The sequence below is a fragment of the Candidimonas nitroreducens genome, assembly GCF_002209565.1.
Taxonomy (GTDB): domain Bacteria; phylum Pseudomonadota; class Gammaproteobacteria; order Burkholderiales; family Burkholderiaceae_B; genus Candidimonas; species Candidimonas nitroreducens.
This window is the reverse complement of the sequence record NZ_NJIH01000011.1, coordinates 73,893-97,816: the sequence shown is the minus strand read 5'-3', so window position 1 is coordinate 97,816 and position 23,924 is coordinate 73,893. Positions and strand designations below refer to the sequence as shown.

Sequence of the window (23,924 nt, the reverse complement as noted above, 5' to 3'; positions counted from 1 at the left end):
GGGGCACGCTGGCCCGGGCTGCACACAGAATGCCACGAGCAAGAAGGCCGTCCCGCGGACACCGGAACGCTACGCAGCCGGCATCGCCGCCTTGCGGGCGGCACGCTCTTTTTCGACGCGCTCGGTGACATCGCGCGCCATGGCGGCCGAACCCACGGGCGTGCCGGCGGCATCCTTGACCAGGGCGAAGGTCATTTCGACATAGAGCTTCTGGCCGCCCTTGCGCACTGCGCGCGTCAGCGTGGGGTGCCCCTGCAGCTTGAGCCGACCGCTGTCCATGGCCGCGTCGAAACCGGCCCAGTGGGCGGCACGCAGATGCTCGGGAATGATCAGGTCGAGGTTGCTGCCCAGGGCTTCTTCGGCACTGAAGCCGAACAGCCGGCAGGCCGCCTGGTTCCAGCGCACGATGCTGCCCTTGCGGTCGGCAAAGATCAGGGCATCGGATACCTGCTCGATGATCCACTCGGCCAGTGAGGGATCGCCTGCGTCAGCCATGGCATATTCTCCGTAAGCGTAAAAACAGAAACAGTGTCATGGCGCGGGCCGCGACAAACCCCGCGCCATTCATCGTTCCCAGTTATACCGCCGACATTCCCCCCTATCAACTGGCCAGGCCCAATAGCCGGGAATCGCATTCAGCCACAATACCGGGCGATACACGCAAGAGAATCCATGGCGCACCCGGCCGCGCGGCGCGAGCGATAGCGCCGCAAGGCTTACTTGGGCCGGTTCCCGTGGTAGGCATCGAGCAGCAGCCCGAGAATGTCGGCACGCTGCGTGGCGTCGATCTGGCGCGGGTTCCAATAAGGGGCGTTCACCACCAAGTCGGCGGCCTTGGCCATGTCCGCCTCGGTGAGGGCGCCGAGTTCCTGCAACGCCACCGGCGCGCCATTGTCGCGGGCCAGGTCGAACAGCGCGGCCGCGGCGCTGGTCGAGGCATCGACACCCAGCGCGCGCTGGATGCGCCGCATGGCGTCGGGGGCAGACTGCGCGTTGAAGGCGATCGCATGCGGCAGCACGACGGTATGCGTCTCGGCGTGCGGCAGATTGAAAGTTCCGCCCAGCACGTGGCACAGCTTGTGATGCAAGGCCATGCCCACATTGCCCAGCACCGTGCCGCACAGCCAGGCCCCGTACAAGGCATCGCCGCGGGCCTCGATATCGCCGGGGCGGCGCCTGATGGCCGGCAGGGAGTGCGCCAGCGCCCTGATGCCCTCTTCGGCCATCAGGCTCATGATCGGATTGCCGTCGCGCGCGTACAGGCCTTCGGCGGCGTGGGCGATGGCATTCATGCCGCTGGTGATGCTCAGGCCGGCCGGCAGGCCCAGCGTCAGGTCGGGGTCGTAGATGACCGTGCGCGGCAATACCCGCGCGTCCCTGCCCGTTTTTTTCGCGCCGGCCGCGGTAATGCCGTAGATCGGCGTCATTTCACTGCCGGCGTAGGTGGTGGGCACGGCGACAATCGGCAGGCCGCAGTCCAGGGCAATCGCCTTGGCAAGGCCGACGGTGGATCCGCCGCCCACGGCCAGCGTGCAATCGGCATTCAGGCGGCACGCCTCGTCGCTCGCGGCGCGCGCAGTGTCCGCCGGCACGTGCATGACGGCCCCGGCAAACACCCCGACCGCGAGCCGGCCCAGGTCGTCGGCAATCGCCTGCGCCTGGCTGCGATGGCCCGGCGTGGACAAGACCAGCACACGAGTCGCGCCCAATAGTTCGATTTCAGGGCCCAGATTGGCCAGCGCACCACGGCCGAACACGACCCGGGAAGGCAGGCTACTGTAGACGAATTCTTTCATTTCAGCCTCCGCGCGGCCGCCTCGAAGAAGGCTGAAGCCCCCATGGGGGATAAGCCCGGACACGGCACAGTCCCTGCGGACTGTGTCGTGCCTGGCGAATCCGAGCGGCGTACAAGCCGCGAGGTGGGAAAGCCCGGACACGACACAGTCCCTGCGGACTGTGTCGTGCCTAGCGAATCCGAGCGGCGTACAAGCCGCGAGGTGGACAGCGAACGTAGTGAGCGTGGGGGTCTTTTCATGTCCGGTCGGCGGGGTTGAGCACAAAATCGTACTCCACCAGATAAGTGCCGTCGGGCTGCTGCTTCCAGTCCGCGATCAGCGACTGGCGTACGCCGAACACCGCGTCCGAGTCCAGGTAGCGGTCGTCACTGCGAAACACGTGCGTGATCAGGGTCTGGTAGCCTGGCGCCTCGATCATGAAATGCAGGTGGGCCGGACGCCAGGGATGGCGGCCGCTGGCGGCAAGCAGATCGCCCACCGGGCCGTCATGGGGAATGGCGTAAGGCACTGCCAGGATGGAATGAAAATAGTAGCGGCCCTCCTCATCGGTATGCAGGATGCCGCGCGCCTGGGCATGGCCGATTTCGGGGTGCTGGACATCGTATAGGCCGTCCTCGTCGGACTGCCATACGTCCATGCTGGCCCCGGCGATGGGCTGGCCATCGGCTGCCCTTACCGTGCCGCGCACCAGACAGGGTATGCCGTGCGCGCCGTTGGAAATGTCCGCGCCGAGGTCGTAATGCGGCGCGCCGTCCACATGGAAGGGGCCGAACACCGTCGATTCCGTGCACTGCGCGGGCTTGTCGTTGTTCATGGCCACCGTCAGCATGGACAGGCCGAGCACGTCCGACAACAAAATGAATTCCTGGCGCCTGTCGTCGGTGATGTGCCCACAGCGGGTCAGGAAATCGATGCCCCGCGCCCACTCGTCTTCCGTCAGATGCACTTCGCGCGCGAAATCGTGCAGATGCCGGATCAGGCTGCCCATGATCTGCTTGAAGCGCGGATCCGCGGTATCGGCGTGGCGGGCCAGAACGGCGTCGGTGATGGTTTCGTGATTCAGGTTGCGCACAATGATCTTCCTTCATCCCAAGCGGCGCCAGGCCGCCTACAAGGGAAATATAGTCCTATTGCGGTCATGCGGTGCGGGCGGCCGGAGCGTCGCCCCGGCCACCATGGCCGCGCCCGCGAACCGCGCGGTCGTCCAGCGGCACCGTCAACGCGTCATATGAAAAAAGCCACTCCGAACGGCTCTTGCTCATGTTCTTCTGCTGGAAGGCGCGGCGCATTTCAGCTTCATCCTCGATGCGGTAGAGGTCGCGATTGCCGGCGGATTCGAGCACCACCTTGGCGGTACGGCTCATACGGCTGTCCTGGTATACCTGCAGGGCGTCCGATACACGCGGGCAGGTATCCAGGCAGCGCGCCAGTACCGCGGCGTCTTCGATGGCCATGGCGGCTCCCGATGCCAGATAAGGCAAAGTCGGGTGCGCCGCGTCGCCCAGCAGCGTCGCCCGCCCGGTGCTCCAATTGCCCACCGGCGCGCGGTCGTTCAAGGCATAGCGGTAGCAGCCATCGCGGTCGGTGGCATCGATAACCGTCTGTATGGTGGGATGCCACCCCTGGAAGTCGGCCTTGAGGTCGGCCCACGGGCGCTTTTGCGTCCACGATTCATTTTCGGCGTAGGCATGTTCCACCAGGCCCACGAAATTCATCAACTTGCCGCCGCGCAAGTAGTACATCACGGCATGCTTTTTCGGCCCGCACCACACGGTCGATACCGTTTCCATGATGCCCGGCGGCAGGCATTCGACAGGGACGACGGCGCGCCAGGCTATATCGCCGGTATAGCTGGCGGGGGTCGGCCCGAGGATCTGCGCGCGAACGGCCGACTTGATGCCGTCCGCCCCCACCAGCACATCGCCGCTGGCGCGGCTGCCGTCGGCCAGGCGCAGCGTGACGCTGTCGGCGCCTTCTTCGAAGCCCACGGCCTGCGCGCCCAGGGTGATGCAGTCGGGATCCAGCGCCAGCACCGCCCCGGCCAGCAGCTCGTGCAGATCGGCGCGATGTATGTGGAAATACGGCGCACCGTTGAGCCGCTCGTGCGTTTCGCCCAGGGGGATGCGGTACATCAGCTCCGCCGTATCGAAGCGCCGGAATTCAAAGGCCTGCGGGCGCACGACGATGGCTTCGAGCGCATCCTTCAGCCCCAGGTCGTACAGCACCTTCACCGCATTGGCGCTGGACTGGATGCCAGCCCCTACGTCGCCCAGAGCCGCGGCCTGCTCATATACGTGCACCCGGAAGCCGCGCTTGAGCAGGCTGGCCGCGGCAGTCAGGCCGCCGATGCCGGCGCCGGCGATGAGGATCCTGGGCTTGTCTTTCATCTTCATTCCATCATTCCATTCAATTCGCTTTGATGCCCGCTTTCTTGATGACCTCCGTCCAGCGCGCGTAATCCGACGCGATGAGCGCGCCGAATTCCTTCGGGGTGTCGGGCGCCACCGTCAGGCCCTGCTTGTCCAGGCTGGCCTTGATTTCCGGCATGGCCAGGATCTGGTTGATCTCGTGGTTGAGGCGTTCGACGATGCCCGTGGGCGTGCGCGCCGGCGCCATCATGCCGAACCACAGGCTGACGTCGGCGCCATGCACGCCGGACTCGGCCAAGGTCGGCACGTCATGCATGACCGGGATGCGCTGCTGCTGGGCGGCGGCGAGCACACGCACCTTGCCCGCCTGCTTCAGCGGCAGGGCGGTGTTGGCGGGAAGAATCATGGCCTGCACCTGGCCGCCCAGCAGATCCGTGATGGCGCCAGCCGAACCGCTGTAGGGCACGTGCATGATGTCCACCCCGGTGTGCAGCTTGAACAGCTCCATGGCCAGGTGCTGGGGAGTGCCGTTGCCGGGCGACGCATAGGCGTACTTGCCGGGGTGGGCGCGGAAGGCCGCCAGGGCCTCGGTCAGCGTGTGGGCCGGAAAGCCCGGGTTGACCGCGAAGACCAGCGCGCCATCGGCCACGCGGCCAATCGGTGTGAAGCTGGTCAAGGGGTCGTAAGGCACGCTTTTGTGCAGCTGGGGATTCATCACGAAAGTGATGACTGTCATCAACAATGTATATCCATCCGGCTTGGCATGGGCCACATAGCCGGTGCCGATATTGCCGCTGGCGCCAGGGCGGTTTTCAACGATGATGGGCTGGCCCAGTTTCTGCGACAGCTTGGGGCCGATGATGCGGGCCAGGGTGTCCATGCTGGTGCCCGCCGTGTAGGGAACCACAATGGTAATGGGGCGAGTCGGCCAAGAGGCGGCGGCGGCCGGCGCCGTCGTCAGCAGCGCCGCGGCCGCTCCGCACGCGATGGCGCGCAATGTCGCCAGAAGTTTGTCGAATGTCATGTCGAGGTCTCCTTGGGTCAGCGCTGCAGCGGGCCGCCGGCCAGCCAGGCCGCTCCGCGCCGGTACAGCGTCTGCACGGCTTCGCCCTGCAGCATGGGCATGTGCATATAGACCGAGTAGCCGATGCGGGTCTGGATATACGCCAGGTGCCGGTACCCTTCGGGCATGCGCGCCAGTTCCTGCTGATCCAGCTGCAGTGTGGCGGCCGGGTCGATCGGATCGATGCGATCTTTTTCGTATATGGGCTGGCGATGCAGCAATTTCCACGCGCCCTCGTGCCGCACCACGAAATCGTAGAAGCGCCCGGTGCACAGCACGTCACACTCCACGCCCTGCACCGGCCCGCGCTGCGAGATCGTCATCTTGGTCTGCGCAATAGCCCTGTCGCCGGCAATGTCCACCGCGCTGCCGCCCAGGAAGTGGAGGATGCTTACCCCTTTGTCCCAGCCCTCGCGCGTGACGCGGATGAAATCGGCAAAAGGCCCCTGGAACCAGGTGGCCATCATGTAGCCTTCGGGATGCCAGACGCTGGCGAAACGCTCCCAGTCGCCGGCATCGCGCCACACCGCCCAGCGCTCTATCATTTGCCGGATTTCCAGCTCGTCCTTCATGTTTTCGTTCACGTGTCGTGCTCCTGTATGAAAAGATGTTCCTATCGCCGCGCCGGCGTGCGGCCGATGCAGCATCGATGAAGTCGGCCGCCTATGGAACCGGCGGCGCGCGGCCGCCGGCGCCGTTCAAGCGGGCGCCGCTCAATTGGGCTTGACGCCCGCCTCCCTAGCCACGCGCTTCCACATCGGGATTTCCTTGGCAATCAGCGCCGCGAATTCGGCCGGGGTATCGCTCGTGGGGGTGATCGACAGCGCGGCGATGCGTTTGCGTACATCGGGCGCCTGTATGGCGTCATGCACGGTACGCGCCAGTTTCTGGATCACGGCGGGCGGCGTGCCCGCGGGGGCGAACAGCCCGCTCCACAGCTGCACATCCATGTCTATGCCCAGCTCTTTCATGGTGGGGACGTCCGGCAGATATGGCGCGCGCCGCGCCGATGTCACGGCCAGTGCGCGTACCCGGCCGCCCTTGACGCCCACCGTGGCCGGCCCGATATCCACCAGCGTCATGGTGGCGTCTCCGGTGCCCACGGCGTTGATCGAGTTCATGCTGCCCTTGTAGGGAATATGCACGAACTGCGTGCCGGTCTGCTTCTTGAACAGTTCCGTCATCAGCTGGAACGAGGCTGAACTGGCGCTGTAGTTGGACTTGTCGGGATGGGCCTTGGAATAGGCTTTCAGCCCTTCGAGGGTGGCGGTCTGCTTGTTGGCCGCCTGGGTCAGCAGTACCAGCGGGAAGATCCCCACTTGCGAGATGGGTGCCAGATCCTTGTCGGGCGAATACGGCAACGACTTGTAGAGCGCCGGATTGAACGAAATCGGCCCGCTGGCGCCCATCAGCAGCGTGTAGCCGTCGGGCTTGGCCCTAGCCACATAAGTGGCGCCCACAATAGACGAAATACCCGGCTTGTTCTCGACGATGACGGACTGCTTCAGTATGTCGGACATCTTGCTGGCCAGGATGCGCGCCAGGATGTCGTTCGCTCCCCCGGCGCTGTAGCCGACCACGATGGTGATGGGATGTGATGGATAGCCTTCCTGCGCCTGCGCGGCGCCGACGCCGCCCGTGCAGGCCAGCGCCAGCACCAGCGCGCCGAAGCGGCGCGGGAAGAAAATGGAATGTTTCATGCAAAGTCTCCTTGAATGTTCTGCGGGGCCGCCGCGCCGCCCCGTTCCGGGCCAGTCATGGCTGCCGCAACTGCCAGGCACGCGCGGCTTCCAGCCCCTTCACCAGCCGGTAAACGGTGCGGCAGGCCGGCACCGGCACTTTCAAACGATCGCCTTCACGTACGATGTAGCCGGTCAGCTCGTCTATCTCGGTGGCCGCGCCGTTCGCTATGTCCAGCGCCATCGATCCGGCATGCCGCGTCACGGGGCGCAGGCCGGCGCGTGTCTCCTTTACCAGCGTCAAGGGATCGAAGGCATACCGTCCACCCAGGGCTCGCACGACCTGTGTGCATTCCGCGGCCATATCGTCTATCAACGCGCATATTTCGGGCGAACCGTAGCGCGCGGCGTTGACTCCCAAAAGCAGTGCACCGATAGGGTTCATCACGGAATTGAAAACGAGCTTCGACCAGACCGCGTCCATGGGGTCGGCCAGGGTACGGGTGGGCAAGCCTGCTGCGTTCAATACGTCGGCCAGCCAGGCACAGTCGCCGACCGTGCCGCGTGTCGGGCCCAGCCAGGTGGTGTTGCCGCGGATGAGGTGCTCGACACGGCCCGGGCCCAAGTAGCGCCCGGCATCCAGCACCACGCCCCGCAATACCTTGCAGTGGGAGCCGGTCTCGAGAATTTCACTGTTGCCCATGCCGTTCTGCAAGGTGACCAGCAGCGGTTCGTTACCCAGCAGCGGCCGCAGCTCCGCAAGAGCACTGGCCGTATGGCCGGACTTGACCAGGAACAAGATCACGTCGAATACGTGGCCATGCAGTGCCGCGGCGCCGGTCTCGGCGCGCAGCGCGGCCGCCCTGTCCTCGCCACCCTCAATGCGCAGGCCGTCGCGGCGCATCGCCGCCACGTGGGCGGCATCCGTATCCAGTACGGCCACCTCGGCCACGTGCGCCAGATGAGCGGCAAAGATGCCGCCCATGGCGCCGCAGCCCACTACCAGGATGCGGGGTCGATGGGACATGATGCAGGCCCCGGCGCTAAATCTGCCCGATCCGGACATTGAGCAGCGCCGCCTGGCCGCGATCCAGCGCATTCAGGCAGCGCTGCACGGCGGCCGGCAGTTCGGCCGGATCCACAACCTGCTCGCCGTGCGCGCCAAAGGCCTGCGCCACCTCGTCGAAGCGGCGCCGTTCGCCTGCCAAGCGGGCCTGGAATTCGTTACCGGCCATGGCCTCGCCATCCGGGTAGACACGCAGAACGGCCTCTTTCACGGCTTGCCAGCCGCCATTGTCCAGCACCACCGTCAGGATAGGCAGGCGATAGTTCTGTGCCACCGCATAGACCGCCGTGGGCGCCGAAAAATGAAAGCCGCCGTCTCCCACGATCTGCACGACGCGGCTTGCGGGCCGGGCGAGCTTCACGCCCAGCGCCACCCCGCCGCTGTAGCCCAGGCCGCCGCCCGCACAGCCCAGGAATGTCAGAGGCTCGGTGCGCCGTATCTGATTGAGTACCGCCAAAGAATTCCGGATGGCCTCATTGACGACGACATCGTCTTGCCGCAAAGCGGCGCCCAGCGTGGCGCACAGGTAATGCGGCGAGATCGCGCCCGTGGCACCCGGGGCCTCGGCCGCACGTGCCAACGCTGCGCGGCGTGCCGCGTCGGGCTGCTGCCAGCCGGCAATGCGCCGTGCCACGTGCGCCTCGAATTCCGGTGTCGCCAGTTGTTCGACCGCCTCCAGTACCTGTTCCAGCGCGCGGCCGCAATCTGCCTGCAGCCGCGTATGGGTAGAGAATCCCCACATGGGGAAATCGCGCTTGACCGGATCCACATCGATGTGCGTCCAGTGCGTGTCCGGACGGGCGCTGGCGAACTTGGGCAACCAGGGCACGTCCACATCCAGCAACAAGCCCACGTCGGCGTCGGCCAGCCCCGGCTTGGGGTCGAAGCCGCCAAAGCAGGCGAGGTCGCGCGATACGTTCATGTATGTCGGCATGAATTCGTACACGCGCACACCGCAACGCTGCGCCAGGGCTTGCAGCGCCCGCACCGCGTGCGCCTTGCGGCCCAGATAAGAGGTCACGACAATCGGGTTGCGCGCGCCGATCAAGCGGCGCGCGATGGCCTCGGCCTGGCGCGGGTCGATGCCGCCCACGGCCACTGCGCCGTAGCCGTCCGCGGGAAAGCCTCGCACCTGCTCGGGCCGCCATTCCTCGGCCAAAGTCTCGCGTGGCAGATTCACATAGACGGGGCCTGGCGGATCGCTGTGCATGACGGTGTGGCCGCGGCGCAGCGCCTCTTTGGCCACGACCCCCGATGGCAGGGTGTATTCCCACTTCACATAAGGCCGCACCAGGCTGCCGATGTCGAATGGATCCTGGACGAAATGCACATAGTTGTCGCGCGAGCCGGGCAATTCGCCGCGCATGGTGTAAGGCGCCTTGCCCGCAATCAGCATCACCGGCAGGCGGCCGCGGAACATATTGTGCATGCCCATGGCGGCATTCGCCGTGCCGGCATCGACATGCACCATCACGGCTTGGCCGCGGCCGGTCATGGCGGCGTAGCCCGCAGCCATGTGTATGGCGACGGTTTCGTGCGGACACAGGATCATGCGCGCCAGCGGCCGGCTTTCGCGCTGCCAGCGGGCCATTTCCTCGATCAGCTCGACGTGGTCGGTGCCCAGATTGGCGAAGATGTACTCGACGCCGACGTCATTCAGGCCCTCGAGAAAGTAATGCGCGGTGCTGCGCGGCTCGCCGGACAAGGCCGGGGCCGCCACCGCAGCAGACGATGCGGCTTGGTTCATTATGTCTCCAATCGCCGCGGTCGAAAGCCGCGGCCGGCGATGCATCAAGAAAGATCCGCCCGTAGCGGCCGGGCTCCAGCGCCCCGAAGGAGAAATCCGCCACGCGCATCCATCGAGTTCACGGGTACGAATTTCCCGGGCACGGCGCTAGGCCGGTAATTCATAGTAGAAATGCTTGGTTTCCAGGAAATCGTTCAGGCCTTCCTGCCCATGCAGGCGCCCGTAGCCGCTGTCGGCGTGGCCGCCGGTCTCGGCTTCGGCAAAGAGCTTGTTGTGAGTATTGGCCCACACGGTGCCGAACCGCATGCGGGCAGCCATGCGCCGGCTGCGCGCCGCGTCGGCCGTCCAGACGCTCGAGGCAAGGCTGTAGCGCGTCGCATTGGCGCGGGCAATGGCTTCGTCCTCGTCACGGAAGCGTTCGACCACCACCAGTGGGCCAAACAGCTCGCGCTGTATATAGTCGGAGGACAAATCTTCGACAGCCACCATGCTGGGTTCGATGAAGGCGCCGCGCGCCAGCTCGCCACCGGGGACGCGCCCTTGCACCAGCACCTCGCCGACGGCGCTGGCGCGCTCGACCAAGCCGGCGATGCGGTCGCGATTGGCTATGTCGATCAGGCAGCCCATCTGCGAGCGGGGGTCGTTGCCGGGGCCCACGCGCACCGCGCCATATGCCTCGGCCAGGCGCCGCGTGAAGTCGGTGTACACGCTGTCCTGGATCAGGACGCGGCTGATCGCTGTGCATTGCTGGCCCGCCTGGATCAGGCTGCCGGCCACGATGCCCGCGACGCTGCGCTCGTCTGCGGCATCGGCGAACACCACAGCGGGCGACTTGCCGCCCAGCTCCAGCGACAAGCGCTTGAGCGTGCCGGCGCTGGCCTGCGCGATCCGCTTGCCCACGGCGGTAGAGCCGGTAAAGCTCACCACGTCCACCTCGGGCGAGGTGCAGAGCAGCTGGGATACCGTCGACCCCGACTCGATCACCGAGTTGACGACACCAGCCGGAATGCGTTCGTCCTGCACCAGGCATTCGAGCGCCAGGTTTTGCGCCAGCGCGGTCTGGAATGCCGGCTTGACGACCACGGTGCAACCCGCCGCCAGCGCCGGTGCCAGGGAACGCGCCAACAAGATGATCGGGGCGTTCCAGGGCAGAATAATGGCGGCCACGCCGGCGGCCTCGCGCTCTAGCGAGGTATAGCAGCCGGGCTCGATCTCGGCGATCCGGCCGAACAGGTTGCGCGCCAGGCCGGCGTAATAGCGCAGCTCGGACGCCGCCCCCAGAATCTCGCCCACGGCTTCCCTGCGCAGCTTGCCGTTGAGGGTGACCAGCCAGTCGGCCACCTCGTCCTTGCGCGCCTCCAGCCGGTCGGCGAAGCGCAGCAGCACATCGGCGCGCAGCCGTGGCGAGCGGCGCCATGCGCTGTACTGGAAGGCGCGCCTGGCGGCCGCGATGGCGGCCTCGCCCTCGGCCAGCCCGGCATCGGCATAGCGCGCAGCCGCCAGGCCCGTGGCCGGATTGAACGAATCGCCCAGGACAGCGGTGCCGCCGACGGCGTCGACCCAGTGGCCGTCTATATAGTGGCTGGCAACGCTCATGGGATCTCCTAAGGTGTTCTTGTCTGCTGCGAGAACTCTAGAATCTATCCCTTGATTTGTCTAATATATATCTAATATCTATTGATTTCTGTTCCTTATGAATCTAACGATCCGGCATTTCAAGGCCTTCCTCGCCATCGTGCAAACGCGCGGCTTCACGCGTGCGGCGGAACGCGTACACATCAGCCAGCCCGGTCTGAGCCTGATGATGCAGGACATGGAAAGCCAGTTGTCCTGCCGCCTGTTCGAGCGCACCACCCGCTCGGTACGCCTGACGGCGGCCGGCCAGCGCTTGGTGCCGGTTGCCCAGCAGGTCGTGGACGAGGTAGAGGCCATCGCCCCCGTCCTAAGCCAGCTTTCCGAAAAGCGGCGGCGCACCTTGAGGGTGGGCGTGCCGCCCATATTCTCGGCCACGGTCATGCCCAAGGTGTACATGATGCTGCGCCGCACGCAGCCGACGCTGGATCTACACATCCATGACCTGCCCAAGCCCGAGGTGGAATTGCGCGTGCGCAGCGGCGAACTCGACTGCGGGCTGGGCGTATTCCCCCGCCGCATTCCCGAGGTCTCGCGACGCACGCTGTTCGAGTTCGACTTTATCTATCTCGAATCGCGCACCGCGCCCTGGCGGGCGAAGACTCACGGCAAAGCCGCAAGGCAATTGCGTTGGGACGAGCTGCCGGATGTCCCCTTCGTCGAGATGCAGCCGCACATGGAACTTCAGGAGCAGGTCAACAAGCACCGCGCCGCCTGTGGCGTGAAACGCTCGGACGGAATCAGGATGAACCGGCTCGAGTCCCTGATAGGCATGGCCGCGGCCGGGGTCGGCCCCACCATCATCCCCTCGTTCGTCGCACCGGTAGGCATGGAGGCCCAGATATCCACGGCGCTACTGACCGACCCCGTACTATCGCTAGGCTTCCAACTCATCATGAAGCGCGGGCGTGAACAACCGGCCGTGCTCGAAGCATTCACCCAGGCGCTGCGGGAAGTCATAGCCGACCATAGGGAAAGGATCTATCCCTACGCTGCGCAAAGCTGAAGGGGCTGTGTAAAGCTGAAGGACGAACCTGGCCGAACGGGGCGATGCTGCCGTGGCGCCCGGCGCACATGGACGCAACGGCCCACTCGCAATGCGAGGCGCCAGCCTTCGGCGGTTCCCATGCGCCGCTCCGGCATCATGGCCCAATACAAAAGGCACTTCTTGGCACTTTCTGTACAGGCCATATGCTTGCATGATACGTATGCGATGCTTGGCTTCGCGGCATGTAGCGGCGTTCTTGCGGGGAAGCCGCGGCTTCCTCTCATTTATGCGCAAAGCAGCTTGCGCCGGCCAGGCAAAGGCCATCATGCGGCTTCCGGGAGATATCGTCCGGCATGCCGCACAGCCCTATCAAAGGAACCTCAAGCATGAGTGCACGTCTGAATTATTTCCATCAATCGCCTGCGGTCGCCGCAAAATACCAGGAGTTCAGCAACTCGCTGAAAGACCGGCCGGTGCCCGAGAAGCTGAAAGACCTCATTTTCCTGCGCGCCTCGCAAATCAATGGCTGCGCGTTCTGCGTCGATATGCATGTCAAGGAAGCGAAAATACACGGCGAGCGCGAGCTGCGGCTGCACCACGTCGCGGTGTGGCGCGAATCCCCGCTGTTCGACGCGCGTGAACGCGCCGCGCTCGAATGGACGGAAATCGTTACCCACTTGCCGCCGCACGGCATCCCGGACGAAAGCTATGCGCGCATGCGCGAGGTGTATTCCGAGCCGGAAATCACCGACATCACTTTCCTGGTCGTCGCCATCAATGGCTGGAACCGGCTTTCGGTCGCCTTTCGCGCGGTGCCGGGCTCGGCGGACGACGCCTTCGGCCTCGACAAGGCCGGCCTGAGCTGATCCGGGCCGAACCCCGCTCGGGCCGTCCGGCAAGCGCCCCGCGCGGCGGCCGGGCCGGCCGCCGCTGGGCTCGGCTGGGCTCGGCTGGGCTCGGCTGGGCTCGGCTGGGCTCGGCTGGGCTCCGCTGAGCTGAGCTCGGCTCGGCCCGGCCCGGCCCGGCCCGGCAGCATACAATAATGGCTCCAACCACAGGCCCCGGAAATGCAGGCCAGTCCTGCAGCGGGCGGAGCCAGACGCATGCATCAGCACAGCCATACCGGCGCAGAACACGGACACCGGCACGAGCATCAGTGCGAAGACGGCCACGGCCATGAACACACCGGAGAACCGGGCGCCAGGCACGATCACGACCGTGCCGGGGCAAGCCATGACGCGGGCGACAGCCACGCCCACGGCCATGCCGGGCATCACCATGGCCCCGGCGGACATAGCCACGGCGCCGGCGTAACCGACGAGCGCCTCGTCGTTCTGGCCTTCGGCATCATCGTCGTGTTCCTGGTGGTCGAGGTGGTCGGCGGCCTGCTTTCGGGCTCGCTGGCCCTGCTGGCCGACGCCGGCCACATGGTCAGCGATGCCGCCGCGCTGGGCTTCAGCTGGTTCGCCCTGCGCGTGGGCCGGCGCCAGGCCACCGAACAGCTGTCGTACGGCTACCGCCGCATGGAAATCCTGGCCGCCTTCGTCAACGGCCTGGCGCTGTTCCTGATCGCGCTATGGATCGTGGCCGTGGCGATCGAACGCTTCTTCGAACCTGTGGCCGTCATGGGCGTGCCCATGCTGATCGTCGCCTGCGCCGGCCTGGCCGCCAATATCGCCGCCTTCCTGGTGCTCAACGGCGGCAGCCGCGACAGCCTGAACATGCGCAGCGCCCTGCTGCACGTACTGGGCGACATGCTGGGCTCGGCCGCCGCCATCGTCGCGGCGCTGGTCATCATGGGCACGGGCTGGGTGCCGATCGACCCCATACTATCCGTCTTCGTGGCGCTTATCGTGCTGCGCGGCGCCTGGCAGATCATCCGCTCTTCGGGCCACATATTGCTGGAGGGCACGCCGGCCGGCATCAGCATCGCCGACATCAAGGCCGACCTGGAACAGAATGTCGCCCAGATCCGCGATGCGCACCACATCCACGTATGGTCCATTACCTCGGGCCAGCACCTGCTGACGGTGCACGTAGTGCCCAGCGGCAACGCGCAGGCGCACGAAATCGTGGCCGCGGTCAGGAAGCGCGTGGCCGAGCGCTACGACATCACGCACGTAACCGTGCAGATCGAAGAAGACGGCTGCTGCGACGCCGACAAAGCCGCCGAGCGCTGCTGCGGGTAAAGGCAAGGCGGCGACAAGAGGCAGCGACAAGAGGCGGCAAACAAAGGGCGGCGTCAATACGGCGCCGCGCGGCCCGCAGGCCTACACCAGGCAAGACCCGCGGCACCCGGTCATTGGCTGCGGCGGCTGCGTACCGCGGAGGTCGCCGCGCCGCTGCCCGGACTGCGCTGCAAGTCTTCGCGATAGCCCAGGCCATGCGACATGGCGGTGGCGCATCCCACGACTTCGGGCGCGAAACGCTTGACTTGCGCGGCGGTAAGGCGATCCAGCGGCCCGGATATGCCGACCGCGGCCACGGGCTGCTCCAGATTGTTGAACACCACGCGCGCCACGCCTCCTACGCCCTCGCGCCACTCGCCGCGGTTTACGGCGTAGCCCTGCTTGAACACGCGCTTCAGATCTTCGCGCAGCGCCTCCAGGCTGGTAAGTGTTGCGCGGGTATGCGCCACCAGGGCATTGGCGTAGCTATCGATATATGCATCCGACTGATAGGCCAGCAAGGCCTTGCCGGTGGCCACGGCATAGGCGGGCGCACGCCCCCCGACCATGGAATATGCGCGTATCGGCTGGGGGGAATCGATCTTGTCGATGTACACCACATCGAAGCCGTCCAGTACCGACAGGTGCACTGTTTCGCCCGTCTTGTCGGCCAGTGCCTGCATCAGGGGCGTGGCGAGCTTGCGTATGTCCAGCTGGGCCAGTTGCCTGGCTCCCAGCTCGAACAGGCGCACGGTTCCGCGATAGCCGCCGCCACGCTCGTCGCGGGCGATATAGCCCGCATGGATGAGCGTTTGCAGCGTGCGATGGGCGTTGCTGCGGGTCAGGCCCACCACCGCGGCCAGCTCGTCGACTGTGCGCGGCGGGTGCTCGACGTCGGTGACGGCCTCCAGAACCATGAGGCCTTTCAATAAAGTTTTGTCCATCTGTGCAGACCCCGATTTGCGATGCAGAGACGATAGCACGTCCGCAATCGTGCCCGTCTGCCCATGCCCCCGCCGCCAGAGCCGGACGCGGGCTACTTTCCGGTGAACCGCGGGTTGCGCTTCTGGGTGAAGCTGTCCAGGCCCTCCTGGAAGTCGCCGCTGCGGAACACCCTTTCGTTTTCCCGCCAGGCATGCCCCGCCGCCTCCACCGGGCTTTGCGGCACCGTGGCCGCGGCGAAGCGCTTGAGCATGGTCATGACCAATGGCGCATTGTCGGCCAGCCGGCGCGCCAGCTTCATGGCCTCGTCCATATGCTGGCCCGGCGGCACCAGGCGGTTGACCATGCCGACCTCGTAGGCGCGCCGCGCGTCGATGACCTCGCCCAGCAGCATCAGCTCCATGGCCACCTTGAGAGGAATGCGCGAGGCCAGCGAGGCGATCATGCCGCCGGCGAACCCCATCTTCGCCTCCGGATACGTAAATTTGGCATCTTCGGTGGCCACGCACAAATCGCACATCTGCGCCAGCACGATGGCTCCTCCGATGCACCAGCCGCTGATCGCGGCGATCAGCGGCTTTTCTATCAACACCCCGACACCGGGGGTGAAGCTGCGGTAGTCCGGCGGCGCGCTGGACTTCATGTCCTTGCCCGCCGAAAAGGCCTTGTCGCCCACTCCGGTCAAGATGCCGACGCGGTCTTCATCGCTGTCGCGCAGGCGCACCCAGGCCTCGGCCAGGCCCTTTTCCACCTCCGGCCCGATCGCGTTCAGCCGATCCGGCCGATTGATGGATATGACTGCAATTCCGTCCTTCGATACATAAGTTACTGCGTCGTTCACAACGTGCCTCCGAGCTGCTGCTTGAGTTGATGTTTCAGCACCTTGCCGTTGGGAGCCGTGGGCAGGTTCTGCATGAAGATTATGCGGCCCGGCTGCTTGTACGGAGCGAGCCTCGCTGCCAGGAAGCTGCGCAGCGCCGCCTCGGTGGGCTGAGAGCCGGGGGCGGGTTCGACGATCGCGACAATTTCTTCGTTGCCGCCGTTCATGACCCCGAGGACGGCCGAATGGCGCACGCCCTCGCAAGCGTTGAGCGCCGTCTCCACCTCCAGCGGCGACACATTGAAGCCCGAACGTATGATCAAGTCTTTGGTGCGCCCTTCGATGTGTATGCGGCCGTCCGGCCCCCTACGCGCCAGATCCTGGGTATTGAACCAGCCATCGTCGCGCAGAACCTCGCGAGTGCGCTCGGGCATGCGGTAGTAGCCCAGCATCACGCAGGGCCCGCGCACCCAAAGCTCGCCGGTTTCGCCGTCGGCAACCGGCTCGCCCTGCGCATCCAGTATGCGCGCCTCCATTCCAGGGTTGGGCAAGCCGATGGAACAATCCGGGGCGCCGTCCTCGAGCCGGGTCCAGCAGCAGGCCGACGCTTCGGTCAAGCCATAGCCATTATGCAGCGGCAAACCGAATACGGCCTCGATCTGCGCCTTGAGTGCCGGATCCAGCGGAGCACCTCCGACGGCGATGAAGCGCAGATCTGTGTGCGGGGGAGCCCCGCTCGCGGCGGCAAGCAAGCGCCCGAACATCGCGGGCGCGCCTTGCAGGATGGTGATGCCGTCGCCGCGCAGGGCTTGCAGGCAGGCATCGGCCGAGAAGCGCGGCACCAGCCGTATATGCGCACCCGCCGACAATGTGCCGATCAAGCCCGACGAAAGCCCCATGACATGCGTGATGGGCAATACCCCGTAGACCCTGTCGGCGGTCGTCAGGTGCCGCTGGCGGCGCATGAGCGCGCCGATGTGCAGCAGATTCGCATGGCTGAGCATCACTCCTTTGGGCGTGCCGGTGCTGCCCGTGGTGTAGATCATGGTTGCCACTTGCAGGGCGGGATCTTCGTGCACGGGCTGCGGCTCGCTTTGTGGATCGTGGCGGGCGGGCGCCACTTCCCCGAAGCTGGTGGCGACCACCGCGCCGCCATGCCGCGCAGCGTGGTCGCGCGCCGCGGACGAATTGTCCACGACATGGATGACCAGGCGCGGCTGCGCGTGGGCGCATACGGCGTCGACCTCCATGGCCGCGCAGCGTGCATTCTCGAGCACCGCCCAGGCATCCAGACGCCCAGCCGCCAGGATCAAGGCGGCCAGCGTCGCGCCATTTTCCCCGACCAGCAGCACACGATCGCCCGCACGCACGCCCTGCTCGCGCATGAATCCGGCCGCGGCGTCGACCGCTTGCGACAATTGCCGGTACGACCAGGCGTGGCGCTCGTCGGACACGGCCGGCTGCCCGGGCGTGGTTTCGGCCCAGTACGACAGGCAATCCGCCAGGCGGCGCATGGCCTGCTTCGACTCCGATCCATTTGGTACTTGCACAGTTGCTCCCGCGTATTGCGTCATATTACTGAGGTACGACTTTCATTTTCTTGGTCAGATCGCCCCAGCGATCCATTTCGGCGTTCACATATTTGGCGAACGCCTGCGGACTGCTTTGCGTAGGCGTGGCCCCGAGTTTTTCCAGAACCTGCAGCACGGCCGGATCCTTGAGCACCTGGTTCACTTCTGTGCTGAGGCGTTCGACTATGGCCTGCGGAGTCTTCGCCGGCGCCCAGATCCCGTACCAGGCCGTTACGTCGTACGACGGCAAAGTTTCCGAAATCGCGGGAAGGTCAGGCGCGTATTCCGAGCGCTTGAGCGTGGTCACACCCAGGCCGCGCATCTGGCCCGAGCTGATATACGGGTAGACTTCGTTGGCGAACACCATGGTGGTCTGGCCCCCCATGGTCGACTGTATGGCCGGGGCTCCACCTTTGAAGGGCGCGGTGATGACATCTACCCCCGCCAGCACTTTGAACAGCTCGCAAGACAAGTACGGCGACGAGCCCACCCCCGACACGGCGCAGCTGAGCTGCTTCGGCTCTTTCTTGGCGAGTTTGATCAGATCTGCAACGCTCTTGACGGGCAGCTTCTTGCTGACCGCAAGATAATTGGGCACCGTGACGATCTGGGTGACCGGCTCGAGATCCTTGCGCAAGTCATAGAGCGGATTCTTGTAGAAATAGGCATTGAGCACGTTCGAGATACTGCCCAGCACCAGCGTGTACCCATCCGGCGCCGAGCGCACGACGTACTCGGATCCGATCATGCTGCCCGCGCCCGGCCGGTTCTCGACGATGATGGTCTGGTTCAGGCGCTTGCTGAGTTTGTCCGAAACGGCTCGCCCCAGAATATCCGTTGCCCCGCCCGGGGCATAGGGAATGACCATGCGTATAGGCTTGTCCTGCGGCCAGGCCGCCAAGGCCGCTCGCGGCCCCAGCAGCGCCGCGGCGGCCAATATCATCGACGAGCCCAGGCCCGCCACATGCTTTGTCAGATTTTTCCTACCCATTGATGTCTCCTGTGTAATGTATCGGAGCCTGCGCTCTCGATGCTGTAATCCATGGGAAAAGCACGACGTAACACTCAATACCTGACTACCGCGGCCGGATCCGGCCGTTCATTCTCCGAACTGGTTGAAGGCCTCCATGGCGCGAGCCGAATAGACATAGGCGGCTCCGGCATTCAGGGCTATGGCGGTGCCCAGCGCCTCGGCGACCTCTTCGGCCGTGGCGCCGGCCTGACGCGCCGCCGCGGAATGTGAGGAAATGCAGCCGTCGCAGCGAGTAGTAACGGCCACCGCCAGCGCGATCAGCTCGCGGGTCTTGGCGTCCAGCGCCTTGCCTTCACCCAGCGATTTATTCAGGCCCTGATACGCCTTGACCAGCGGCGGATTCTTTTCCGCCAACACGCTGGCCGCCTTGCGCAGGCTGCTCAAGGTATTTTTCCAATCCACCCACATGACGTCGTCCTTATGAAAAAGTCAAAGAAAAAAATGGCCCGCACGGCTCACACGCGGCCCCGGCGCGACACGAACCGAAAACGGCCGCAGAGCCGCGGTCACACCCCGGAAGCGACAGCTCCACAGAGCCGAGACGCCTGCATCCTAATGGAATATTTTTCATCATTCAAATTTTATTATTCATATCCTATATTTTAGGATTCATGAAAAAATTAAGACGTACCGCGAAAGCCGGAAAAGCGCGCGCGGCCATGCCGCCGGCACCGGGGAGCGGCACGCTGCGGCACGCATTGCCGCCAGCCCTGGCCAGCCCTGGAAAACCGTGGGGCAGCCGGACTCGGCCGCCCCGACACCGGACACAGATCGTTTCAAGAAACTATTTCCAAGCTGTGTCAGAGCCGCGAATTTTCCGTGCCGCTGGGTTCAAATAGCACAGAGGCCGAGAGCCGGTCTCGCGAAACATGAAGGAGAAACGCATGAGGCTCATTAAACTTGAACAGCTGGCCGCCGCCGCAGCCGCCTCGCTGGCGGTTTCGGCCTGTTTTGCGCAGGGCGTGATCATCGTGCCGGCGGCCCCGCCGGCACCGCGCGTCGAGGTCGTGCCGGCGCCCCGGCCCGGCTATGTGTGGGATCAGGGCCGCTGGAGATGGGATCACGGCCACTACGTATGGATGTCGGGCCACTGGCGCGCCATGCGGCCTGGCCATCATTGGATCCCCGGCCACTGGGTTCAGGGCCGCCGCGGCTGGCGCTGGATCGACGGCCATTGGGCCAGGCGTTGAAGGCCGGCCGCAGCCGCGCCGAACTTCGGCCGGCCGCGGCCGCCGCACGCCCGGGCCTCAATGGCTGATGTGCTCGAGCGCGCGGCCACGCGTGCTTGGCCCGAGCAGGATCATCACGATGCCGACCAGCATGGAAACGCCGACGAAGGCCGCCACTCCCGGCACCCCGTAGCCATGCAGCAGCATGCCCACCGCCAGCCCGGCGAAGGCGGCGGCCAGGCGGCTCCATGAATAAACGAAACCCACCGCGCGGGCACGCACCCGCGTCGGGTACAGCTCGGCCTGGTAGTTGTGATAGGCATAGGACATGACATTGGCCGCCAGGGTGAACAACACGCCCAGCAGGATCAGCAGCCACGGCGCCGACGAGCGCGAAAACAGCACGATCACGATGGCCATGATCAGCAGGCCGCCCACGATCTGCGTCTTGCGCTCGATGCGATCGGCGAACAGAGTTCCCAGCAGCGGCCCGAACGGATTCGCAATGGCGATGATGAAAGCGTATTCCAGGCTGTGGGTGACGTGGATGCCGCGGCTGATCAGCAAGGTCGGCACCCAGGCCGCGAATCCATAAAAACCTATGACCTGGGCCATGTTGAAGATGGACAACAACACGGTGCGCTTCAAGTAGGGCGGGTGGAAGATCTCGCCAAGAGATCCTTCGCCTTCTTTCTCGGCCTGCAGCGCCTGCGGCTGCGGCAGCGACGCAAGGCCCTTCTCGGCCATCACCTTGCGCTCGATTTCGGCAACAATGCGGTCGGCCTGCGCGGCGCGGCCATGGCGCGCCAGCCAGCGCGGGCTTTCCGGAATATGGCGGCGCAGGATCCAGACCACGATGGCGCCTACGGAACCGATCAGTATCAGCACCCGCCAGTACTCCAGGCCGAAAGGCCGCGTGCCTTTCATCACGAAGGCCAGGAAGGCGATCACGGGCACCACCAGGAAAGTGATGAACTGATTGGTGGCGTAGGCGCGGCCCCGCTCCGCACTGGGTATCAATTCAGAGATATAGGTGTCGATCGTGACCAGTTCCACGCCTATGCCGATGCCGGCGATGATGCGCCAGATGTTCAGCGCGAAACCCGAAGTCTGGAACGCCATGATGGCGGTGCAGACCATGTACCAGATCAGCGACCAGGTGAAGATCTGCCGCCGGCCGAAGCGATCCGCGACATAGCCGAATATAAGCGTGCCGAGCCATAGCCCGGCAAAAGTGGCAAACACGAAAGTGCCGAAACCGGCTACCGCCAGGGGCTCCAGCGATGCGAAGGCGCCCAGCGACTCGGGCTTGAACAGGCCCGATTGCACCATGCCGGGAGCCACGTAGCCCGTGAAGAACAAATCGTAGAACTCGAACACACCGCCCAGCGATATCAATATCACCATTGTCCAGACCGTGCGCGACGGCGGCAGCCGGTCGAGCCTGGCCGCGATTTCCGCGGATTGTGGAACGCTCATGAATATCTCCTGCGACTTCTGGATGACGAAGCCCGCCGGCATCGAGACAGCTGGCGCGAGGCATGGGACGTAGACATGTCGGACATGCCTGAACGCTCGGATGAACCGAACGAGGCCGCCCGCCCGCGGCATGGGACGACCGCCGCAGGATCTGCGCGGTGAGAGATCGGGATGGCTGGCCTCGTGGGCTGCACGAGCCGCGATGAACGGACATCGCGACGCGCCATCGGGCCTGAGCCGCAGCAGCCGGGCGCTCCTGCGCCGGTGCGCTTAGGATAGAACGAGTCCGGCCTGTTTACCAGCAGAATCCACGGCGCCCGCGACAAGCTTGCAGCATGCTGAACAGCCGTTGGCCACGCCCAGGCTCAGCGGCTGGCCTCGTCCAGCAGGGCTTGCTGCGCAGGGCCGAGTTCCAGGCGAACCGAACGCAGCAGACTATTGAGCTGCTTGAGCGAGGTGGCGCTGGCAATCGGCGCGGTCACCCCGGGGCGGGCCATGACCCAGGCCAGGGCCACCTCGGCCATGCTGGCATCCAGGCTCTGGGCCGCTTGCTCCAGGGCATCGAGAATGCGCGCCCCGCGCGCATCCAGATACTTGGCCACGCGCTCCCCGCGCACACTCTTGCCCAGATCCGCCTTGGAGCGGTACTTGCCCGTAAGAAAGCCGGAAGCCAGCGAGGAGTATGTGATGACGCCGATGTCTTCGCGCATCGCGAGCTCGGCCAAAGGGCCGTCGAAAGCCGCACGGTTGTACAGGTTGTATTCGGGCTGCAGCACGTCATAGCGCGGCAAGCTCTTGTCGCCGGCCGCCTGCAGCGACTCGGACAACTGCTGCGCGTTCAGGTTGGACGCGCCGATGGCGCGGATCTTGCCCTGCTCGAGCAGTTTCCGGTAGGCGCCCAGCGTTTCTTCATACGGCGTCTCGGGGTCGAACCAGTGCGACAGATACAGGTCGATGTAATCGGTTCGCAGACGGCGCAGCGAATCTTCCACCGCCTGCATGATCCAGCGCGCGGAAAGGCCTTTTTTCTCTTTGCTGAATTCGGAGCCCACCTTGGTGATGAGCGTGACCTTGCCCCGCTTGGCAGGCTGGCGCGCCAGCCAGTTGCCGATAAGGGTTTCCGACTCTCCGCCGTGATTGCCGGGCACCCAGGCCGAGTAGACGTCAGCCGTGTCGACCGCATCCAGCCCCGCGTCCACCCACGCATCGAGCAAGGAGCAAGAGGTTTTTTCGTCCGCCGTCCAGCCGAACACATTGCCGCCGAACACCAGCGGCGCGATTTCCAGGCCGCTTCTGCCCAACATGCGCTTTTGCATCGTTCGCACCTATTCTTCGCCACGATTAGAGAAAGGGAGAAATAGCGGCTGGCGGCCACGGACGGCGGACATGATCACGACACCCGGAGCCGCTTCCATGCCGGCCACCCTCGCATTCTTTGCATTTCTTTTATACCACCTGAGGGGCCGATGCCCGCGGGCGACAAATTTTGTAACCACGAATGCCGCGGCGCCATTGGTTTGAAATATTTTTGGTGCTCAAATAGCGCCAAGGCAGGAACCAACCGGCCTTCCGCATGACGGATTTTCGGGCGTCAACACCACCCCGCACCGCCACGGATCGTAGCACCATGAAAAGCAGGAGCCTTTACATGAAAATGAAAAGCAAAATTCTTGTCTCCACCTTCGTAGCCGCCTGTCTTGCGGGCGGATCCGCCCTGGCGCAAGGCTATGACCATCGCGGGCCCCAACAGCCGGAGCCGCAGCACGGCCCGGCACCTGTACATCATGGCGCACCGCCGCCCCATCACGCGGCGCCGCCCGCACACCATGCGCCGGCTCCGCACCATGCCGCGCCGCCACACCACCCGGTAGAGCATCACGGCCGCGGCGCCGGCCCGCATCACAGCTTCTACAAGGGCGACCGGCTGCCCTCCGAATACCGCAACCGGCAATACGTCATAGACAACTGGCGCGCCCATCACCTGAGCGCCCCGCCGCATGGCTACTACTGGGTGCAAACCGGCAGCGACTACGTGCTCGCGGCCATCGCCACGGGCCTCATCGCCCAGATCGTACTCAGCAACTAAGGTCGAGCACACCCGGCGCACCGCCGGGTGTCTCGCCGCCCTCGCGCTGCACCTGAGTGCCAGCGCACCAGCTCCGGAAACGGCCTCGGCTACGAGGCCGTTTTTTTTTGCCTTGATCCGCCCCAAGGCAAAAAGTGCCCCCTTCTAGGGGGCAGCAAGCCGCAGGCGCAGCGTGGGGGTCGCTCCTGGCGCCGGGCCGTCCCAGGAAAAAAAGACGACGCCGGATTCGGGTTACAGGCGCATCTCTTTGTTAAGTGGATGTTGCGGCTCCCGCATGCCCGAGGCGCCCGCCGGCATCTATGTCGAAGCGGGTCTG

22 protein-coding genes are annotated in these 23,924 nt (G+C 65.2%); 5 read left to right on the top strand and 17 right to left on the bottom strand.

Features of this window, described 5'->3' with window-relative positions:
- Nucleotides 1-69 precede the first annotated feature (69 nt).
- From CEY11_RS19205 to CEY11_RS19160, 10 genes are all read right to left on the bottom strand, one after another.
- Nucleotides 70-495, bottom strand: a complete 426-nt coding sequence (locus tag CEY11_RS19205) for a PAS domain S-box protein (protein ID WP_088605038.1) — start codon at nucleotides 493-495, stop codon at nucleotides 70-72.
- 221 nt (nucleotides 496-716) lie between these two features.
- On the bottom strand, nucleotides 717-1,796 hold the full coding sequence (locus CEY11_RS19200; RefSeq protein WP_088605037.1) for a maleylacetate reductase: 1,080 nt from the start codon (nucleotides 1,794-1,796) through the stop codon (nucleotides 717-719).
- Nucleotides 1,797-2,031: 235 nt separating this feature from the next.
- On the bottom strand, nucleotides 2,032-2,868 hold the full coding sequence (locus tag CEY11_RS19195; protein WP_088605036.1) for an intradiol ring-cleavage dioxygenase: 837 nt from the start codon (nucleotides 2,866-2,868) through the stop codon (nucleotides 2,032-2,034).
- Nucleotides 2,869-2,932: 64 nt separating this feature from the next.
- Nucleotides 2,933-4,189: an FAD-dependent monooxygenase gene (locus CEY11_RS19190; RefSeq protein WP_088605035.1), complete on the bottom strand. Its 1,257-nt coding sequence runs from the start codon at nucleotides 4,187-4,189 to the stop codon at nucleotides 2,933-2,935.
- A 13-nt stretch (nucleotides 4,190-4,202) separates the two neighbouring features.
- Entirely contained in the window at nucleotides 4,203-5,189 is a 987-nt protein-coding gene (locus tag CEY11_RS19185; RefSeq protein ID WP_088605034.1) for a Bug family tripartite tricarboxylate transporter substrate binding protein, read from the bottom strand.
- Nucleotides 5,190-5,206: 17 nt separating this feature from the next.
- A complete protein-coding gene (locus CEY11_RS19180; protein WP_233154978.1) occupies nucleotides 5,207-5,812 on the bottom strand; it encodes a nuclear transport factor 2 family protein in 606 nt (201 codons plus the stop codon).
- Between the two features lie 129 nt (nucleotides 5,813-5,941).
- A complete protein-coding gene (locus CEY11_RS19175) occupies nucleotides 5,942-6,928 on the bottom strand; it encodes a Bug family tripartite tricarboxylate transporter substrate binding protein (protein ID WP_088605032.1) in 987 nt (328 codons plus the stop codon).
- Nucleotides 6,929-6,983: 55 nt separating this feature from the next.
- Nucleotides 6,984-7,934: a ketopantoate reductase family protein gene (locus CEY11_RS19170; RefSeq protein ID WP_158215380.1), complete on the bottom strand. Its 951-nt coding sequence runs from the start codon at nucleotides 7,932-7,934 to the stop codon at nucleotides 6,984-6,986.
- 16 nt (nucleotides 7,935-7,950) lie between these two features.
- Entirely contained in the window at nucleotides 7,951-9,720 is a 1,770-nt protein-coding gene (locus CEY11_RS19165; RefSeq protein ID WP_088605030.1) for a thiamine pyrophosphate-requiring protein, read from the bottom strand.
- A gap of 147 nt (nucleotides 9,721-9,867) precedes the next feature.
- Nucleotides 9,868-11,316: an aldehyde dehydrogenase family protein gene (locus CEY11_RS19160; RefSeq protein ID WP_088605029.1), complete on the bottom strand. Its 1,449-nt coding sequence runs from the start codon at nucleotides 11,314-11,316 to the stop codon at nucleotides 9,868-9,870.
- Nucleotides 11,317-11,413: 97 nt separating this feature from the next.
- Between CEY11_RS19160 and CEY11_RS19155 the strand changes: the two genes are divergently transcribed.
- From CEY11_RS19155 to CEY11_RS19145, 3 genes are all read left to right on the top strand, one after another.
- On the top strand, nucleotides 11,414-12,358 hold the full coding sequence (locus tag CEY11_RS19155; protein ID WP_088605028.1) for a LysR family transcriptional regulator: 945 nt from the start codon (nucleotides 11,414-11,416) through the stop codon (nucleotides 12,356-12,358).
- Nucleotides 12,359-12,726: 368 nt separating this feature from the next.
- Complete coding sequence (locus CEY11_RS19150; protein WP_088605027.1) at nucleotides 12,727-13,206, top strand: carboxymuconolactone decarboxylase family protein; 480 nt, start codon at nucleotides 12,727-12,729, stop codon at nucleotides 13,204-13,206.
- 237 nt (nucleotides 13,207-13,443) lie between these two features.
- Nucleotides 13,444-14,529 carry a cation diffusion facilitator family transporter gene (locus tag CEY11_RS19145; RefSeq protein WP_088605026.1) on the top strand — a complete coding sequence of 362 codons (1,086 nt, stop codon included), beginning with the start codon at nucleotides 13,444-13,446 and terminating at the stop codon, nucleotides 14,527-14,529.
- A 110-nt stretch (nucleotides 14,530-14,639) separates the two neighbouring features.
- Here the strand turns inward: CEY11_RS19145 and CEY11_RS19140 are convergent, their stop codons facing one another.
- The 5 genes from CEY11_RS19140 to CEY11_RS19120 all read right to left on the bottom strand — a co-directional run bounded on the left by CEY11_RS19140 (nucleotide 14,640) and on the right by CEY11_RS19120 (nucleotide 19,282).
- Nucleotides 14,640-15,452: an IclR family transcriptional regulator gene (locus CEY11_RS19140; RefSeq protein ID WP_088605025.1), complete on the bottom strand. Its 813-nt coding sequence runs from the start codon at nucleotides 15,450-15,452 to the stop codon at nucleotides 14,640-14,642.
- A 92-nt stretch (nucleotides 15,453-15,544) separates the two neighbouring features.
- Nucleotides 15,545-16,291 carry an enoyl-CoA hydratase/isomerase family protein gene (locus CEY11_RS19135; RefSeq protein ID WP_088605024.1) on the bottom strand — a complete coding sequence of 249 codons (747 nt, stop codon included), beginning with the start codon at nucleotides 16,289-16,291 and terminating at the stop codon, nucleotides 15,545-15,547.
- Nucleotides 16,288-17,820, bottom strand: a complete 1,533-nt coding sequence (locus CEY11_RS19130) for a class I adenylate-forming enzyme family protein (protein ID WP_233154977.1) — start codon at nucleotides 17,818-17,820, stop codon at nucleotides 16,288-16,290. Before CEY11_RS19130 ends, CEY11_RS19135 begins: the two co-directional genes overlap by 4 nt.
- A 25-nt stretch (nucleotides 17,821-17,845) precedes the next feature.
- Entirely contained in the window at nucleotides 17,846-18,832 is a 987-nt protein-coding gene (locus CEY11_RS19125) for a Bug family tripartite tricarboxylate transporter substrate binding protein (protein ID WP_088605022.1), read from the bottom strand.
- 108 nt (nucleotides 18,833-18,940) lie between these two features.
- Nucleotides 18,941-19,282 (bottom strand): carboxymuconolactone decarboxylase family protein, encoded by a 342-nt coding sequence (locus tag CEY11_RS19120; RefSeq protein ID WP_088605021.1) that lies wholly within the window; start codon nucleotides 19,280-19,282, stop codon nucleotides 18,941-18,943.
- Between the two features lie 476 nt (nucleotides 19,283-19,758).
- On the opposite strand from CEY11_RS19120, the gene CEY11_RS19115 reads away from it, so the two are divergent.
- Entirely contained in the window at nucleotides 19,759-20,064 is a 306-nt protein-coding gene (locus tag CEY11_RS19115) for a YXWGXW repeat-containing protein (RefSeq protein WP_088605020.1), read from the top strand.
- Between the two features lie 57 nt (nucleotides 20,065-20,121).
- Here CEY11_RS19115 and CEY11_RS19110 read toward each other — a convergent pair whose 3' ends face one another.
- Nucleotides 20,122-21,450 (bottom strand): MFS transporter, encoded by a 1,329-nt coding sequence (locus CEY11_RS19110; RefSeq protein WP_198958943.1) that lies wholly within the window; start codon nucleotides 21,448-21,450, stop codon nucleotides 20,122-20,124.
- Between the two features lie 437 nt (nucleotides 21,451-21,887).
- Complete coding sequence (locus CEY11_RS19105; protein ID WP_088605019.1) at nucleotides 21,888-22,838, bottom strand: aldo/keto reductase; 951 nt, start codon at nucleotides 22,836-22,838, stop codon at nucleotides 21,888-21,890.
- 332 nt (nucleotides 22,839-23,170) lie between these two features.
- On the opposite strand from CEY11_RS19105, the gene CEY11_RS19100 reads away from it, so the two are divergent.
- Entirely contained in the window at nucleotides 23,171-23,608 is a 438-nt protein-coding gene (locus CEY11_RS19100; RefSeq protein ID WP_332888379.1) for an RcnB family protein, read from the top strand.
- Nucleotides 23,609-23,924: the final 316 nt, after the last annotated feature.

Coding starts and splice junctions, on each gene's coding strand:
- CEY11_RS19110 (WP_198958943.1), bottom strand. CDS start 21,450: ATGGTGATATTGATATCGCTGGGCGGTGTGTTCGAGTTCTACGATTTG.
- CEY11_RS19205 (WP_088605038.1), bottom strand. CDS start 495: ATGGCTGACGCAGGCGATCCCTCACTGGCCGAGTGGATCATCGAGCAG.
- CEY11_RS19145 (WP_088605026.1), top strand. CDS start 13,444: ATGCATCAGCACAGCCATACCGGCGCAGAACACGGACACCGGCACGAG.
- CEY11_RS19125 (WP_088605022.1), bottom strand. CDS start 18,832: ATGGGTAGGAAAAATCTGACAAAGCATGTGGCGGGCCTGGGCTCGTCG.
- CEY11_RS19105 (WP_088605019.1), bottom strand. CDS start 22,838: ATGCAAAAGCGCATGTTGGGCAGAAGCGGCCTGGAAATCGCGCCGCTG.
- CEY11_RS19140 (WP_088605025.1), bottom strand. CDS start 15,452: ATGGACAAAACTTTATTGAAAGGCCTCATGGTTCTGGAGGCCGTCACC.
- CEY11_RS19170 (WP_158215380.1), bottom strand. CDS start 7,934: ATGTCCCATCGACCCCGCATCCTGGTAGTGGGCTGCGGCGCCATGGGC.
- CEY11_RS19100 (WP_332888379.1), top strand. CDS start 23,171: ATGAAAATGAAAAGCAAAATTCTTGTCTCCACCTTCGTAGCCGCCTGT.
- CEY11_RS19185 (WP_088605034.1), bottom strand. CDS start 5,189: ATGACATTCGACAAACTTCTGGCGACATTGCGCGCCATCGCGTGCGGA.
- CEY11_RS19150 (WP_088605027.1), top strand. CDS start 12,727: ATGAGTGCACGTCTGAATTATTTCCATCAATCGCCTGCGGTCGCCGCA.
- CEY11_RS19190 (WP_088605035.1), bottom strand. CDS start 4,189: ATGAAGATGAAAGACAAGCCCAGGATCCTCATCGCCGGCGCCGGCATC.
- CEY11_RS19160 (WP_088605029.1), bottom strand. CDS start 11,316: ATGAGCGTTGCCAGCCACTATATAGACGGCCACTGGGTCGACGCCGTC.
- CEY11_RS19120 (WP_088605021.1), bottom strand. CDS start 19,282: ATGTGGGTGGATTGGAAAAATACCTTGAGCAGCCTGCGCAAGGCGGCC.
- CEY11_RS19165 (WP_088605030.1), bottom strand. CDS start 9,720: ATGAACCAAGCCGCATCGTCTGCTGCGGTGGCGGCCCCGGCCTTGTCC.
- CEY11_RS19200 (WP_088605037.1), bottom strand. CDS start 1,796: ATGAAAGAATTCGTCTACAGTAGCCTGCCTTCCCGGGTCGTGTTCGGC.
- CEY11_RS19115 (WP_088605020.1), top strand. CDS start 19,759: ATGAGGCTCATTAAACTTGAACAGCTGGCCGCCGCCGCAGCCGCCTCG.
- CEY11_RS19155 (WP_088605028.1), top strand. CDS start 11,414: ATGAATCTAACGATCCGGCATTTCAAGGCCTTCCTCGCCATCGTGCAA.
- CEY11_RS19175 (WP_088605032.1), bottom strand. CDS start 6,928: ATGAAACATTCCATTTTCTTCCCGCGCCGCTTCGGCGCGCTGGTGCTG.